We start from the raw sequence: 14929 nt of genomic DNA, 5'->3' as shown, positions 1-14929 counted from the left end.
GTGATGAACGATATCGAGAGCCTGACTGAGAAGCATAAAAAAATCCGTAATCCCTGAGAGATTACGGATTTTTGCAGAACTGCCGGATCGTTCAATCGATCATTTTTGTCTTAACTGATCGGCATTACGGCTATCAGGCCGGGATTTTTGTATTAGTGGTGGTGGTGATCATGCCTGTCATCATGACGATGGTCATGGCGCCAATGCTCACGGCGTTCCCGTTCATGCCAGCGGCGTTCACGCTCACGTTCGTAAGCCTGATGACGACGCCACTCTTCATGACGCCACCAGCGATGATCGTTATAACGATAACGGTCATTCCACCAGCGCGGCTCACGCCAGCGTCCGCCATCCCAATAGTAACCACGACGATCGCGATCGCCGAGATGCAGCGTGACACCCGGAGCCAATGTAAGGGTGGCGCTGTTGGCTTCTGCTGTGTGCATCGCCAGGGGTGAAAGTGTTGCCAGCAAGGCGGCAAACAAAATTGCACGTTTCATAACTTCTCCTTTTCAGTGGCTTATCACTGCCACCGTTGCGCTAGTGTGCCACATCGGTCCAGTGTTGCCTTGAGAGTGAGTCTGAAAACGTTGCGGGAAATCTGAATTGAGAATTTTCTGCTGCGGAAAATACCCGGCCTGAGCCGGGTAGGTAAGCGTTTACACTAATATGTTATGAATCGCTTCGATCTCTTCAGTTGTCAGCTCGGGCTGGCTTAGCATCTCAACGGCATCATCAATTTGCGCAGTTTTACTTGCACCAATCAGCACCGAAGTCACGCGTGCATCACGCAGCACCCAGCTCAGCGCCATTTGCGCCAGCTTCTGCCCACGCTGCTGGGCGATAGCCTGCAGCTTACGCACTTTTTCCATCTTCTCTTGCGTCAACTGGCTCTCATTAAGGAATTTACTGCCGCTGGCGGCACGGGAATCCTCAGGGATGCCTTGCAGATAGCGATCGGTCAGCACACCACCCGCTAGCGGAGAGAAGGCGATGCAGCCGACGCCATTATCACCCAGCACATCCAATAGACCTTGCTCTTCCGGTGCACGTTCGAACATGGAATATTTCGGTTGATGAATCAGGCAAGGCGTGCCCAGATCGCGCAGAATGGCAATCGCTTCGGCCGCTTTATCTGCCGGGTAATTGGAAATGGCGGCATACAGCGCTTTACCCTGACGCACCACCTGATCCAGCGCACGCATGGTCTCTTCCAGCGGTGTCTCCGGGTCAGGGCGATGGTGGTAGAAGATATCGACATACTCCAGCCCCATGCGCTTCAGGCTCTGATCCAGACTGGAAATCAAATACTTGCGTGAGCCCCAGTCGCCGTAAGGGCCGTCCCACATGGTGTAACCGGCTTTGGTGGAGATCACCAGCTCATCGCGCAGTCCGGCAAAATCCTCACGCAAAATGCGACCAAAATTGGATTCGGCGGATCCCGGCGGGGGGCCGTAGTTGTTGGCGAGGTCGAAGTGCGTGATGCCACGGTCAAAAGCGTGGCGCAGGAGTTCACGGCTGTTATCGACACGGGTGCTGTCGCCAAAGTTGTGCCATAAACCCAGCGAAATGGCCGGTAATTTCAGGCCATTACGGCCACTGCGACGATATTGCATCTGTTGATAGCGGTCGGGATGAGGAAATACAGACATGCAGCGTTCCTGTCTCAAAAAGGGAGAAAGTGACATCAGCATAGCAGTGTATGCGTTTACACTAAGCCGAAACGCGCCGAAGATCGCAACTTACAGAATTTTCTGTCGTCGTAACGATTGCTTGCCACAAATCACCATGCGCTGATGGTGAAAATCTCGCCAATTCAGCCACATCGCTGATACTTCGATCATCCCCTTAAGAAGGAGCTGTCGATGAAAACCCTCAACGTTGGCGACTATTTACTGCACCGTTTACAGCAAACTGGCATCCGTCATCTGTTCGGTGTGCCAGGTGATTACAATCTGCAATTTCTCGACAGCGTTATCGCTCATCCTGAGATTGCCTGGGTCGGTTGCGCCAATGAACTCAATGCCGCCTACGCGGCGGATGGCTACGGTCGTTGCAACGGTGCTGCTGCACTGCTCACCACGTTTGGCGTGGGTGAACTGAGTGCGATTAATGGGATTGCGGGCAGCTATGCCGAATATGTCCCGGTGATTCATATTGTTGGCGCCCCAGCCAGTCGTGCGCAGCAGCAAGGTGACTGTGTACATCATTCACTGGGGGACGGCGACTTCCATCATTTCCTGCGCATGGCACAAGAGGTAAGTACCGCCAGCGCGGTGCTGACTGCGGATAATGCGGTTGAAGAAATTGACCGTGTGATATCGGAAGCGCTTAACCATCACCGGCCCGGCTATCTGCTGCTGGCGGTGGATGTCGCGGCGACGGAGATTACGGTGCCTGATGCTCAGCCCGTTGCGCCTGTCCATCAGGAGACCGCCGTTGCGACAGCTTTTGCTGCTGCCGCTGAACGCTTACTGGCTCCTGCACAGCGCGTGGCGTTACTGGCCGATTTCCTCGCTTCGCGTTGGCAATTGCAATCGCCGCTGTTTGCACTCCGCCAACTCCGCGCCATTCCCGCCGCCACATTACTGATGGGCAAAGGCGTGCTCGATGAACAGCAGCCCGGCTATGTGGGTACCTATGCTGCCGAAGGCAGCAGCGATGCGGTGCGCCGGGCCATTGAAGAGACGGATGTCACGCTGTGCGTCGGCGTGCGGTTTACCGATACCCTGACCGCCGGTTTCACCCAGCAGTTACCCGCTGAGCGCGTTATCGACCTGCAACCGTTTCACGCCACGGTGGGCGGAGAATGCTTTGCGCCGCTTAGCATGGCCCAAGCCCTCGCCGCATTATTGCCCGTTTATCAACGCCACTGCATACATTGGGCACTGGCCGACACTGCGTCTTGCGAAGAAATTGAGCAAAACGATGATGCGGTAATCAGTCAGCGCGCATTCTGGCAGGCGATGCAGCGCTTCCTGCTGCCGGGTGATATCATCCTGGCCGATCAGGGCACGGCCGCCTTTGGTGCCGCCGCGCTGCGTTTACCACCGGGAGCACAACTGCTGGTGCAACCGCTATGGGGATCGATTGGCTATACTTTACCGGCGACCTTTGGTGCACAAACGGCACAACCCGACCGGCGCGTCATTCTGATTATCGGTGACGGTTCAGCGCAACTGACGATCCAGGAGCTGGGTTCCATGCAGCGTGACGGGCAACAGCCGATTATTTTCCTGATCAATAACGACGGTTACACGGTTGAGCGGGCGATTCACGGCGCTGAACAGCGTTACAACGACATCGCACAATGGAACTGGACTGCGCTGCCACATGCGATGAGCGTAGAGTGTGCGGCACAAAGCTGGCGAGTGAGCGAAACGGTGCAGTTAACGGCGGTAATGGAGCAATTAATGCGTCAGCGTCGCCTGACGCTGGTGGAAGTGGTGATGGAAAAACAAGATCTGCCGCCGCTGTTGCGTAAAGTCACTGCAGCTCTGCACCAGCGTAACGGCGGCTAGCCACTATCCGGCTTAGGCTTTGTCGTTTTAGACCAGGCGGTGCCTGAAATCCTCACGTACACTCGTTACGCTTCGGTTTCTCCGCATCGTCCGTTTTCTGTGAGGCTGCGTCGATAACGCCTGACGTGATAAGCCCGCAGTTTCGGAAAGTTGCCTCTATACAGTGAAGCCGCTGATTGTCAGGCTGTGGCACGCACCCGAAGTGTTTACGCCCATCGTGCTGGTGGGCGTTATTGTTTTATTGGCAGGCTCTTATATAGTGTCCTGCAATTGTTTATGACCCAAGCGGAGCAGCAGAAGAATGACAAAATACGCCCTGGTCGGCGATGTGGGCGGTACCAACGCCCGTCTCGCCCTGTGTGAGGTGGAAACCGGTGCCATCTCCCAGGCCAAAACATTCTCAACATCAGACTACGACAATCTCGAAGCGGTGATTCGTGCTTATCTCGACGAACAAAAGCTGGACATTAAGCATGCCTGTATCGCAATTGCCTGTCCTATCACCGGTGATTGGGTGGAGATGACCAATCACGATTGGGCATTCTCAACGCGCGAGATGAAAGAACACCTGGCATTCGACAGCCTGGAAATCATCAATGATTTCACCGCCGTGTCGATGGCCATCCCGATGCTGACCGACGATCAAGTGATTCAGTTTGGCGGCAAAGCGCCGGTAGAAGGCAAGCCGATTGCCATTTACGGTGCCGGCACCGGATTAGGCGTGAGCCATCTGGTGCACGTGGATAAGCGCTGGATCAGCCTGCCGGGTGAGGGCGGTCACGTTGACTTCGCCCCGAACAGCGAAGAAGAGGGTGAAATTCTCGAAGTGCTGCGTGCGGAACTGGGTCACGTGTCTGCGGAGCGCGTGCTGTCAGGATCCGGTCTGGTGAATCTCTATCGCGCCATCGTCAAATCTGACAGCCGTGAGCCTGAAAACCTCAAGCCGAAAGATGTCACCGAGCGTGCATTAAAAGATAGCTGCATTGATTGTCGTCGGGCGCTGTCGCTGTTTTGCGTGATCATGGGGCGTTTCGGTGGCAACCTGGCACTCAATCTCGGCACCTTTGGTGGCGTGTACATTGCGGGGGGAATTGTGCCGCGCTTCCTCGACTTCTTCAAAGCCTCCGGCTTCCGCGCCGCGTTTGAAGACAAAGGCCGCTTCCGTGATTATCTGGTCGATATCCCGGTGTATATGATCACCCACGATCAGCCAGGCCTGCTGGGCGCGGGTGCACATTTGCGCCAAACGCTGGGTCGCGTGCTGTAATCTGTTCCGGCGAGCAGCGTCCTGCTGCTCGCTTTACAACCTCATCAACTGGCGAAACGCCTTTACCTTGCTGCGGCTCACCGGCACTTGCGCATCCAAATCGCGTAACTTCACCAGATAGGTATTGTTAAACCACGGCTCAATCTCACGAATTTTACTGAGATTGACGCAGTACGATCGATGACAGCGGAAAAAGAGCGGTTCCGGCAGGCGACTGCAAAATTCACTGATCGCCATCGACATCACATACGCTTCGCGGCGGGTATAAACAAACGTCAGTTTTTCGTGCGCTTCAACATAATAAATATCGTTGATATCTGTCACGATAATGCGCTCATCTTTCACCAGATTAACGGTTTGCGGCGCGCTTTGCTGAGTGGATGGCTGTGCGAGGTGCTGCTGTGCACTGGCCTCCAGCTTGTTCAGCATGGTGATAATACGCGACTCATGATAGGGCTTAAGGATGTAGTCAAACGCATCCAGCTCAAACGCATCCACCGCATGCTCTTTCCATGCGGTGATAAACACTATCAACGGCTTATGCGCAAACTGGTTAATGTTTTGGGCCAGCAGCATGCCATCCAGCGAAGGAATGTTGATGTCGAGGAAAATGACATCGACGCGATGGTTTTGCAGATACTTCAGCACTTCCAGCCCATCATCAAAACAGGCTTCGATAGTGATCTGACTGTGCTGCTGGATCATCCAGCTCAACTCTTGCTGAGCAAGAAACTCGTCTTCGACGATAATGGCTTTCACGCGCTGGGTTCCGTGATATGGCTCAACGGTGCAGCCAGACGCTGACCGTTTTTGCTCAGAGTGAAGGCGATTTCCGTTCCCGGATGATGACGCGTGATGCTCAGACCCCGGCCAGAAAGCAGCTTCACCCGATGATGCACATTAAGCAGCCCGATTTTGTTACCCGGCATCTCATCGCGTGCCACCCGGCCAATCACCTCTTCACTGATACCCGCGCCCGTATCGCGCACCGCGACGCGAACACTCTCCCCGAGATCTTTCACACTCAACGTCACCACGCCTTTGCCACGGCAGGGTTGAATCCCGTGCACAATGGCATTCTCTACCAGAGGCTGAATCAGCAAACTCGGTAGTGTGAAGTGCAGATCTTCATCAATGTCATAAATCATCGACAGCTTGTCGCCAAAACGCGCCTGTTCAATCGCGATGTAATCCTTCACCTGCCACAGCTCTTTTTTAATGTCGATCAGCTCGTCATCGTTCAGCTCAAGGTTGTAACGCAAATAGCGCGACAGATTGATCACCAACTGACGTGCCGTATCTGGATTGAGACGAATGGAAGAGGAGATAGCATTCAGCGCATTAAACAGGAAGTGCGGGTTAATTTTACTCTGCAAAGCACGCAATTCCGCTTTATTTGCCATCTCACGTAACTGCTCCGCGCGCGATACCTCCAGCTGGGTGGAGATAATTTGCGACAAACCAATGGCCATCTCTTTTAGCGATCCGGTAATGCGATGCGCTCGACGATAATAGATTTTTAACGTGCCTGTGACTTCCCCTTTTTCCCAAAGGGGAATAACCAGCATCGAGTGAATATCTTTGGTGCGATGCGCCTCATCATTATTCTTGATGATGATTTTGCCGCTCGCAATCGACTGCGCCGTGGTAGGGCTGATGCCATCATCCCCGTTGTGATAGTTATGCTCACCGTAACCGACGTAGGCAAGAATCTGTTGGGTATTGGTGATGGCCACGGCATCGGCATGAATATCGCTGCGAATGATATCGCACACCTGACGCAGCGATTGGCTATTCACCTGACGAAACAGCGGCAACGTTTTATTGGCTATCTCCAGTGCCAGCTTGGCCTGGCGCGCCGCGATCGCCTCCTTTTCTCCTTCCACGCTCTGCACTAACAGCACAATCAAGCCAATGCTTGATGCACCGAGAATCATCGGTAAGGCGATCTCAGAAACAATCGAAAAGCCCAGCGCCATCGGTCGAGCCCACAGCACAATCAGCAACATGGTGAGGGTTTCGCACAGCATGCCGCCAAGAATACCGGCGCGCCAGCGCTGCTCTTTGCTCACGCGACGATTGATAAACCCAGAAGCGACACCGGCAACGATGCTGGTAATCAGGCAAGGCACGGCCGTGACGCCATCCATATCGATCAGATAACGATGGATGCCCGCGATCACCCCGGTAGCGATACCAACCCACGGGCCAAACAGAATGCCGCCGGACATCACCGCAATCACACGCACGTTCAGCAGCGAACCATCGACGTTAATGCCCGACCAGGTACTGAACAGCGCAAACAGCGAGAAAATCGCCGTCACCACCACTTTCTCTTTGATCGAATGCTCATCTTTTTGCAGCAGCTGACGGAATACCCGCGTGCGGGTAAGGAAGAACAGACAAATCAGCATCAGCGCAGCGCGGTCAAATACCGCCAGCAGCATGTCGAAGTGGGAAGGCAAGGGCATCTCTCGGAGTGAACCAGGGTGAGGTTATGATAAAAAATGTGATCAAGATCTGCCAGCGCCGCGGCACCTGCAAAACACTTCTCATGGTTTAGATCAATTTTCCTGCCAAATTCTCACTGGTGTTTTAAAACAGCAACGCATTCAGCTCAAGGCCAGAACGGGCCAGCCCGAAGAGCAAAGCGTCTGGGCCATGGATGGCCCAGCCGATCTGCAGGGATGCGTGTTGTCTTTGCGATCGGGCTGGCCCGTTCTGGCCCTGGCACCCAACCAACAGCGACTATCAACTCAACTCCCAACTCCCAACTCCCAACTCCCAACTCTCAACTCCCAACTCCCAACTCCTAAAATCCCCCACACTCCCCAAAAAGAGGAAAACTTGAGTAACAAAAAGAGGATTAGTTATCCCCACGCAGAACGCTGGTTGTAAATCACGCGGTTTGCTATGTTGCCATGAGTTATTTCGCGGAGCGCAGCAATGCAACTTCTTACCCCTCGCTTGTCCCTGACACGCTTACAACCCGAAGACTGGCAAATCTTCAAAGCCGTACACGAAGATCCCGGCACCATGACCTGGGTCAGTGAAATTCCTGACGAAAACGACATACGCCAGCGCTTCACCGAACGCCTCGCGCCCTGGCAAGTCACCAGCTTCCACATGCTGTGCCTGGTGGCACGCCTGCGCGAAACCAATGAACCTATCGGCCTGTTTGGATGCAGTGCCGAATGGCAGCCTTATCGGCAAGCTGAGGTCGGCTACATGCTCTGCCATCGCTTCACCGGAAACGGCTATGGCAGTGAAGCGCTCAAGGCACTGTGCGAATTCTTGCTACAAGCAGAATTTCATAAACTCAAAGCGCTGGTCATAGAGGGGAATTGGCCGTCCCGACGCATTCTGGAAAAGAATGGTTTCACACTTGAGGGCACCCTTCGGGATAATTATCTGCTAAACGACCAATGGGTAAACGATTGGGTGCTGGGTCGCCTGAATCCGCAACATTAAAAAAATATTCTGTTGCTCTCGACAATTCTGTTATCAGCGCGTTATGTTCTTACCTTGGTCACCGCAGTGACCAGCGTCGCTCGGACGGTCCGGGCGCCTACGTAAACCAGAGGACATCATGGCTGATAACAGCACACCCCGTCGTTTCTCGCGTATTGAACGCCTTCCCCCGTATGTATTCAACATCACCGCTGAATTGAAGATGGCTGCGCGTCGGCGCGGCGAAGACATCATCGATTTCTCAATGGGGAATCCGGATGGACCCACGCCGCCACACATCGTGGAAAAACTCTGTCAGGTAGCGCAACGCGAGGACACGCACGGTTACTCCACCTCGAAAGGCATTCCTCGCCTGCGTCGCGCCATCTCGCGTTGGTACGCAGATCGCTATCAGGTGGAGATCGATCCCGAATCAGAAGCCATCGTCACCATCGGTTCCAAAGAAGGGTTGGCGCACCTGATGCTGGCGACGCTCGATCATGGCGACACTGTCCTGGTGCCCAATCCTAGCTACCCGATTCACATCTACGGCGCGGTGATCGCCGGTGCGCAAGTGCGTTCCGTACCCTTGGTGGCAGGCGTTGACTTCTTCAACGAGCTTGAACGCGCCATTCGCGAAAGTTATCCGAAACCGAAGATGATGATCCTCGGCTTCCCTTCGAATCCCACTTCACAGTGCGTCGAACTCGACTTCTTCGAACGTGTAATTGCGCTGGCGAAACAGTACAACGTGCTGGTCATCCACGATCTGGCTTACGCCGACATCACCTATGATGGCTGGAAAGCGCCGTCGATTATGCAGGTGCCGGGAGCGCGCGACGTAGCGGTGGAGTTCTTTACGCTGTCGAAAAGCTACAATATGGCAGGCTGGCGTATCGGCTTTATGGTGGGTAACAAAGAATTGGTATCCGCGCTGGCGCGTATCAAAAGCTACCACGATTACGGCACCTTCACCCCGCTGCAGGTCGCGGCGATTGCCGCACTCGAAGGCGATCAGCAATGCGTGCGTGATATCGCCGAGCAGTATAAACGCCGTCGCGATGTGCTGGTGAAAGGGCTGCATGAAGCGGGCTGGATGGTCGATCTGCCAAAAGCCTCAATGTACGTCTGGGCGAAAATCCCCGATCACTACGCGCATCTCGGTTCGCTGGAGTTTGCCAAACTGCTGCTGCAGGAAGCCAAAGTGTGCGTCTCACCGGGCATCGGCTTTGGTGACTACGGTGACACCCATGTGCGATTTGCCCTGATTGAAAATAGCGATCGTATTCGTCAGGCGGTACGTGGCATCAAAGCCATGTTCCGTGCGGATGGTATATTGCCGGGAACGGTAAAAGCGCTGGAAGAAGAAGAGTAAAACTAAGAAGGGCGACTTTGGTCGCCCCGCCTGGCAGGATTTATTTGAGCATCAGCACGAAAGTGCCTACCCAGATTAACAGGAAGAAAGAAACTCCCATCAAAGCATATCTCACAAAACGACTCCTCTGAGCGGTTACCATGCTGGTGATCCCAATCCAGCGTAACCCGAACAGAATAAGAGAAAGGTGAAGTTCATAACCGCTGCACGCTTTCTTCTCAGGTGGTTCCAAGCGAACTCAGAACAGGATCGAGCGCTAATTTACGCGCAATCGATCCGAAAATAAATAGGCCAGTTCTGAGAGATTGCTCACATTTTCATCGGGCGTCAATTTCCGGTATCGCGGACATGCCCACACGCAGTTGTGCCAAATCGGGTTGGTTGGCATCCAGCACAATTTTCACCGGTAAACGCTGCACCACCTTGGTGTAATTACCGGTGGCATTGTCCGGTGAAATGGCGGAGAAGGTCGCGCCCGTTGCCGGTGCAATGCTGTCAACATGACCGGTAAAGGTCTTGCCAGGCAGCGCATCGACTCTCACCACCGCTCTCTGTCCCGGCTGCACATCGGCCAGCTGAGTTTCGAGATAGTTGGCGGTGATATAGGTTTGCTGCAAGGGCACCACCGCCAGCAAACGCGTTCCGGCGCTAACGTAAGCGCCCAATCGCACCGAACGCTGGCCCACCATACCGTCTACCGGTGCCACAATCCGCGTATAAGAGAGATTCAACTTCGCCTGATCCACGCTGGCCTGCGCTGCTGTCACATCGGCCTCTGCCTGACGCACGGCCGCTTGTAACACACCAACCTGTTTCATCGATGCAGCCAGTGCAGCTTCACTCTGGCGCACAGCAGCAGACGCTGAACGTTGGGTTGAACTGGCTTTCTGCTGCTCATCTGCGGCAATGGTGCCGCTTTTATACAGCTGGTTATAACGCGCCGCACTCTGTCCCGCGTATTGCGCAGACGCCTGGCTCGCCGCCAGGGTCGCTTTGGCTTCATCAATGGTTGATTGCTGCTGCTCCAGTTGAGCCTGGCTGCTCAGGCGTTTGGCATCGCTGACCTGCAAATTCGCCTGCGCCGTTTCCAGCGCCACGCGGTAATCGCGATCGTCAAGCGTGGCTAGCAGTTCGCCCGCTTTTACTCGCTGGTTATCCTGCACATTCACACTGGCGATATAGCCGGACACCTTCGGCGCCACCAGGGTGTAATCCGCATTTACATAGGCATCATCAGTGCGATGATCGTTGCCGGTCATTGATGACCAGACAAAAAAGGCCATGGCCAGCAACACGATTAATAGGGCACTCAACAGCACCGTTCTTTTCAAGGCAAAAGCTTGCATATCAGTTATCTCGACGTCGTCGTAACAGGTTGAATCAGGGTTTGTGGCGGCCAGACACGTTTTGGCAACCAGGCAGTCAGTAGTAAAAGCAGGGCGGCGAAACCAATCAGCATTTGGTAGCAGTCACTCAGGCTGAGCACCATCGCCTGATGCTTCAGCAGTGTCGCGAAACCGCTCAGGTTCTCTGCGCTACTGGCGCTGCCATCCGGTAATAAAGGAAAGCTGCTGCTGGATTGGGCGCTGCTGGGCGCGGTCATCAGCCAGGGGCGACTGGCGGCATTGCCCACCAGCACGCTGGAGTGAAACTGTTCCCGGTGGCTGATAAACCATTCCACCAGGGTGCTGGCGGCAATGCTGGAGAAACCGCGCACCGTATTGAACATCGCGGAGGCAAATGGGCCTTCCGGTGGCGCAACCACGCTGGTGGCGCTCATCAACACCGGCAGAATCACCATCGGTTGACCGAAAGCCTGCAAAATTTGGATGACCCAGAAATTCTGTCGCGCCCAGTCACTGGTAATGTTCATGCCCATCAGGCAGGAGATCACTAGCAGCGTCACACCAGCAGTCAGCATCCAGCGGCAATCAATCCAGCGGATATTGAGCAGTGCTGCCACCAGTGGGGCGATCAGTAATTGCGGCAAGCCGATGGTTAACGCCAGCGGCGCGAATTGCAGTGTGCGAAAACCTTCCACCTGGCCAAGATAGGCGGAGGGCAGCGCGGATCCGGAAAGCGACAGAATCAACACGCCCGCCAGCGCCAGCAAACCGTGTGCGAGATTGTGACGGCGCAGCATCTGCAATTTGAACAGCGGCAACGGGTGAAACCATTCATTAATAAAGAACACAGTCAGCAATGCCAGCGCGCTCAATAATAGCGCCGCAAACAGCGGTGAACTGAGCCAGTCAAGGCGTTCCCCTTGCGTCAGCGCCAGAATCAGCAGCGCCATGCCTGAGCAACCGGTCAGCATGCCGAACAGGTCTATCTGCTTAAAACGCTCGAAGCGCAGCGGGTCTTGCGGTAAGCCCCAGCCAATCAACAGCATGGCGATCAGCATTGACGGGATAACTTGCCAAAACACGAACATCCAGCTCACTTCATCGGTCCAGAAAGCGGCGAGCGTGGCGGCGAGATTGGGACCAAAGGTGGCGGTTAGCGCGTAGGCACCAAGGCCATAAAGCTTGATTGGCGGCGGCAGAAAACGCAGTGCCACGGTCATCAGTAACGGTGGCAATGCACCGCCAAACAGACCCTGAATCACGCGCAGCGCAATAAACAGCGTGGCGTTCGGCATTAAAGGCAGCAGCAAACCGCACAGCATAAAGCCAGCGGAAACCGCCAGAGCAAAACGACGCAGGGAAAAGGTCACGGCAAACCACGGCGCGATCATCATCGCGGCCACTTCTGCCGCCTGATAAGCGGAAATGATCCAGCTGCCTTGATCGTAGCTAATGCCGATGGCGGCACGGATATCCGCCAACGCAATATCCGTCACGCGGTCATTTAATCCGGAGGTGAGCGCAGCAATCAGCACGCCAACCAATCCCAGCGCCAGGCGCAAGGTAAACGGATGGGGAGCCGGAGCCGCAACAGGCTGGGCGTTCATAACAGGTGTCTCGTTTTATTATTGATGCAGTGTATTGCGATGTGATACATGTCTCATCTTACATCTCGGTAGGATGTATTGCAATGTGATACAGGGTGTAAAAGTGCGGTCATTCGCGCTAAAGTAGGGCAGGCCAAAAAGGAACGCACAATGGTTGAACTTCCCTCAAGCCGTGAGGATGAAAAAGCGGGTGGCATTCAGGTCATCGCGCGTGCGGCAAAAATTCTGAATGCGCTGGGTGAACATCCGGGCGGCATGAGTCTGGGCGAAATTGCGCAGGTGGTTGATCTGCCACGTTCAACGGTGCAGCGTATTATCGCTGCGCTGGATAGCGCGCAACTGGTGCGCAGCAGCGGGGCGGGCGGGCTTCGTCTGGGACCGGCACTGCTCAAGCTGATCTCCAGCGTGCACAGTGATGTGGTCGAAATCGTCCGTCCGTTTCTGGAACAACTCTCAGCCGACATCAACGAAACCGTTTCGCTGGCACGCGCCAGTGGCACGCAGTTAGCGATTGTTCACTATGTGGTGGCATCCCGGGAATTGCGCGTGGTGCCACGCATCGGTTTGAATCTCCCGCTCTACAGCACTTCAGGCGGTCGTGCACTGCTGGCACTGGAAAGTGATGAAGATGTGCGCGTGATGGTCGGCGAAGCCTATAAAGAGTTGACCGAAATGACGGTGAAAACTTTGCCACAACTGCTGGAGCTGATTGCTGAGGTGCGTAACAGCGGTCTGGCCATTGATCGTGGCGAAACACTGGAAGGAATTTCCACCATGGCGGTGGCGATTGACACGCTATTCGGTCGCTTCTCCATTTCGCTGCTGGTGCCGACGGCGCGTTTTCATAAACAGGAAGCGCGTTATCGTGATGAAATCATGAAATGCAAAGAGGCGCTGATTCGCGAAATTGGCAAAATGACCGCTGTGGAAGGATAACCAACTGATGAAAACCTTGCTGATGGCCATTGATAATTCACCGGTGGCAGAAAAAGTCATCGCGTTAACCATTGAACAGGCGCTGGCGCAACAGGCTCAGGTCACGGTGTTGTGCTGTGTTGATCCCGCTTATTCATCCTGCAATCAGCCGATCGAAATCGATGCGGGCGAAGATCCAGATGATTTCGTCGCGGCAAAAGATGAACAAAATACCGCTGAAATGGTGGTGCGTCACGCGCTGGCCCCGCTACTGCGTGCCGGTGTGGCTGCCAAAGGTTTGATTCTGGCCGGTGAAGCCGCGGAAACCATTGTGGCGCAGTCCAATGCACTGAAGGCCAGCATGATCATCATCGGTCGCCGTCATCTTTCTCCTTTTAATCGCTTACTTAAAGGTTCGGTGAGTGCGGCTGTGATTGAGCGCGCCAACTGCCCGGTTCTGATTGACGTTCGCAAGGATTAATCACGCTCCATGTTTTCCCTCTTACCTATCACGCTGGCGGCGTTTGCGCTGCTGGCGGTGATTATCATCGTTCTGATCCGCACCACGGCACTCCGCTTATGGCAGGGGTTAGTGCTGTTTTTACTGCCGTTAATCCTGGCGAATATGCTGTGGTTTAGCTGGTTACATCCACGTCAGGAGCGACAGGCGCTGGAAAGCGAGGTGGCAAATCAGTTAAGCCTCGCACCCGGCTATCGTCAGCTCAAAACACAGGAGCCGGCGCTGTGGCAAATGCTTAATCGCGAGTTACTGCACAAGCGTATGGAAGGCGTGCCTGCTGACCAGGCGCTGGGCGAGTTACGTGGATGGCTGATGGATCTGGTTAATCAGCGTATGGCGCGTGCAGATGACGAGACGCTGCTCAATTATTTGCGTGTGTCAGTGCAGGAGATGCAGGCACTGCAGCAACCGGAGCCACAACGCTGCTTCCGCTTCCTTTACCCGCAAGTAAATGGCGGCATCAATTTGCAACAAGCGCTGTCACCGACGTTGTACCAGCGTGATGCCCTGGCGTTAGATATGCTCCTGAAAAACAGCACAGGCGAAGAGCGACCGATCGATCAGCAGGGCGCACAACGTGATTTGCAGAGCGTCGTGGAGAAACTTTACGGCAAGTGGGGTGATAAACTTCAGCAACTCAACATGCCTGCTGATACTGCCGTTGATCGCAGCGCCATGTGTGCCATGTCGATTGATCTTTACAGCGGCATTCTCGCATTGCCTGCCAAACAGTCCGCCAACCTTTTGCGTAAGATGGTCAGCCTTACCGGTTAGGTTACGCGTAAAAAAAAGCCCGCTCAGCGCGTAATGCCGATCAGTTAAGACAAAAATGATCGGTTGAACGATCCGGCAGTTCTGCAAGAATCCGTAATCTCTCAGGGATTACGGATTTTTTTATGCTTCTCAGTCAGGCTCTCGATATCGTTCA

At 54.5% G+C, this 14929-nt stretch carries 14 protein-coding genes; 7 read left to right on the top strand and 7 right to left on the bottom strand.

Annotated features, from left to right (window positions below; all coding sequences use genetic code 11):
• Positions 1-152 precede the first annotated feature (152 nt).
• Positions 153-500: a DUF2502 domain-containing protein gene (locus tag FD744_RS24670; RefSeq protein ID WP_058959054.1), complete on the bottom strand. Its 348-nt coding sequence runs from the start codon at positions 498-500 to the stop codon at positions 153-155.
• A 159-nt stretch (positions 501-659) separates the two neighbouring features.
• Positions 660-1652, bottom strand: a complete 993-nt coding sequence (gene mgrA / locus FD744_RS24665) for an L-glyceraldehyde 3-phosphate reductase (protein ID WP_160869932.1) — start codon at positions 1650-1652, stop codon at positions 660-662.
• A 213-nt stretch (positions 1653-1865) separates the two neighbouring features.
• On the opposite strand from mgrA, the gene FD744_RS24660 reads away from it, so the two are divergent.
• A complete protein-coding gene (locus tag FD744_RS24660) occupies positions 1866-3521 on the top strand; it encodes an alpha-keto acid decarboxylase family protein (protein WP_160869930.1) in 1656 nt (551 codons plus the stop codon).
• 301 nt (positions 3522-3822) lie between these two features.
• Positions 3823-4788, top strand: coding sequence for a glucokinase (gene glk / locus FD744_RS24655; RefSeq protein WP_160869928.1), 966 nt, complete (start codon positions 3823-3825; stop codon positions 4786-4788).
• Between the two features lie 33 nt (positions 4789-4821).
• Here the strand turns inward: glk and FD744_RS24650 are convergent, their stop codons facing one another.
• Both FD744_RS24650 and FD744_RS24645 read right to left on the bottom strand, forming a co-directional pair.
• Positions 4822-5547 (bottom strand): LytTR family DNA-binding domain-containing protein, encoded by a 726-nt coding sequence (locus FD744_RS24650; protein WP_097116535.1) that lies wholly within the window; start codon positions 5545-5547, stop codon positions 4822-4824.
• A complete protein-coding gene (locus FD744_RS24645; RefSeq protein WP_160869934.1) occupies positions 5544-7235 on the bottom strand; it encodes a sensor histidine kinase in 1692 nt (563 codons plus the stop codon). The genes FD744_RS24650 and FD744_RS24645 overlap by 4 nt, the downstream gene beginning before the upstream one ends.
• Before the next feature lie 499 nt (positions 7236-7734).
• Between FD744_RS24645 and FD744_RS24640 the strand changes: the two genes are divergently transcribed.
• Together FD744_RS24640 and alaC are read left to right on the top strand one after the other, a co-directional pair.
• On the top strand, positions 7735-8259 hold the full coding sequence (locus tag FD744_RS24640) for a GNAT family N-acetyltransferase (protein ID WP_160869926.1): 525 nt from the start codon (positions 7735-7737) through the stop codon (positions 8257-8259).
• 118 nt (positions 8260-8377) lie between these two features.
• Positions 8378-9613, top strand: coding sequence for an alanine transaminase (gene alaC / locus FD744_RS24635; RefSeq protein WP_038645618.1), 1236 nt, complete (start codon positions 8378-8380; stop codon positions 9611-9613).
• A gap of 40 nt (positions 9614-9653) precedes the next feature.
• Here alaC and ypdK read toward each other — a convergent pair whose 3' ends face one another.
• The 3 genes from ypdK to FD744_RS24620 form a co-directional block, all read right to left on the bottom strand.
• A complete protein-coding gene (ypdK, locus tag FD744_RS26015; RefSeq protein WP_100701370.1) occupies positions 9654-9728 on the bottom strand; it encodes a membrane protein YpdK in 75 nt (24 codons plus the stop codon).
• 202 nt (positions 9729-9930) lie between these two features.
• Entirely contained in the window at positions 9931-10959 is a 1029-nt protein-coding gene (locus tag FD744_RS24625) for an HlyD family secretion protein (RefSeq protein ID WP_058959049.1), read from the bottom strand.
• Between the two features lie 5 nt (positions 10960-10964).
• Positions 10965-12566, bottom strand: a complete 1602-nt coding sequence (locus tag FD744_RS24620; RefSeq protein ID WP_034825211.1) for an MFS transporter — start codon at positions 12564-12566, stop codon at positions 10965-10967.
• Between the two features lie 150 nt (positions 12567-12716).
• Here FD744_RS24620 and FD744_RS24615 point away from each other — a divergent pair, with 150 nt between their 5' ends.
• Genes FD744_RS24615 through FD744_RS24605 form a run of 3 tightly spaced genes read left to right on the top strand, consistent with a single transcriptional unit; the run spans position 12717 to position 14775 of the window.
• A complete protein-coding gene (locus tag FD744_RS24615) occupies positions 12717-13502 on the top strand; it encodes an IclR family transcriptional regulator (RefSeq protein ID WP_034825209.1) in 786 nt (261 codons plus the stop codon).
• A 7-nt stretch (positions 13503-13509) separates the two neighbouring features.
• Complete coding sequence (locus FD744_RS24610; RefSeq protein ID WP_034825207.1) at positions 13510-13962, top strand: universal stress protein; 453 nt, start codon at positions 13510-13512, stop codon at positions 13960-13962.
• A gap of 9 nt (positions 13963-13971) precedes the next feature.
• Positions 13972-14775 (top strand): hypothetical protein, encoded by an 804-nt coding sequence (locus FD744_RS24605; RefSeq protein WP_058959045.1) that lies wholly within the window; start codon positions 13972-13974, stop codon positions 14773-14775.
• Positions 14776-14929 lie beyond the last annotated feature (154 nt).

Origin of the sequence: Pantoea sp. Taur (assembly GCF_009830025.1) — a bacterium.
GTDB lineage: Bacteria > Pseudomonadota > Gammaproteobacteria > Enterobacterales > Enterobacteriaceae > Pantoea > Pantoea communis.
This window is presented reverse-complemented; position numbering and strand designations above follow the sequence as displayed.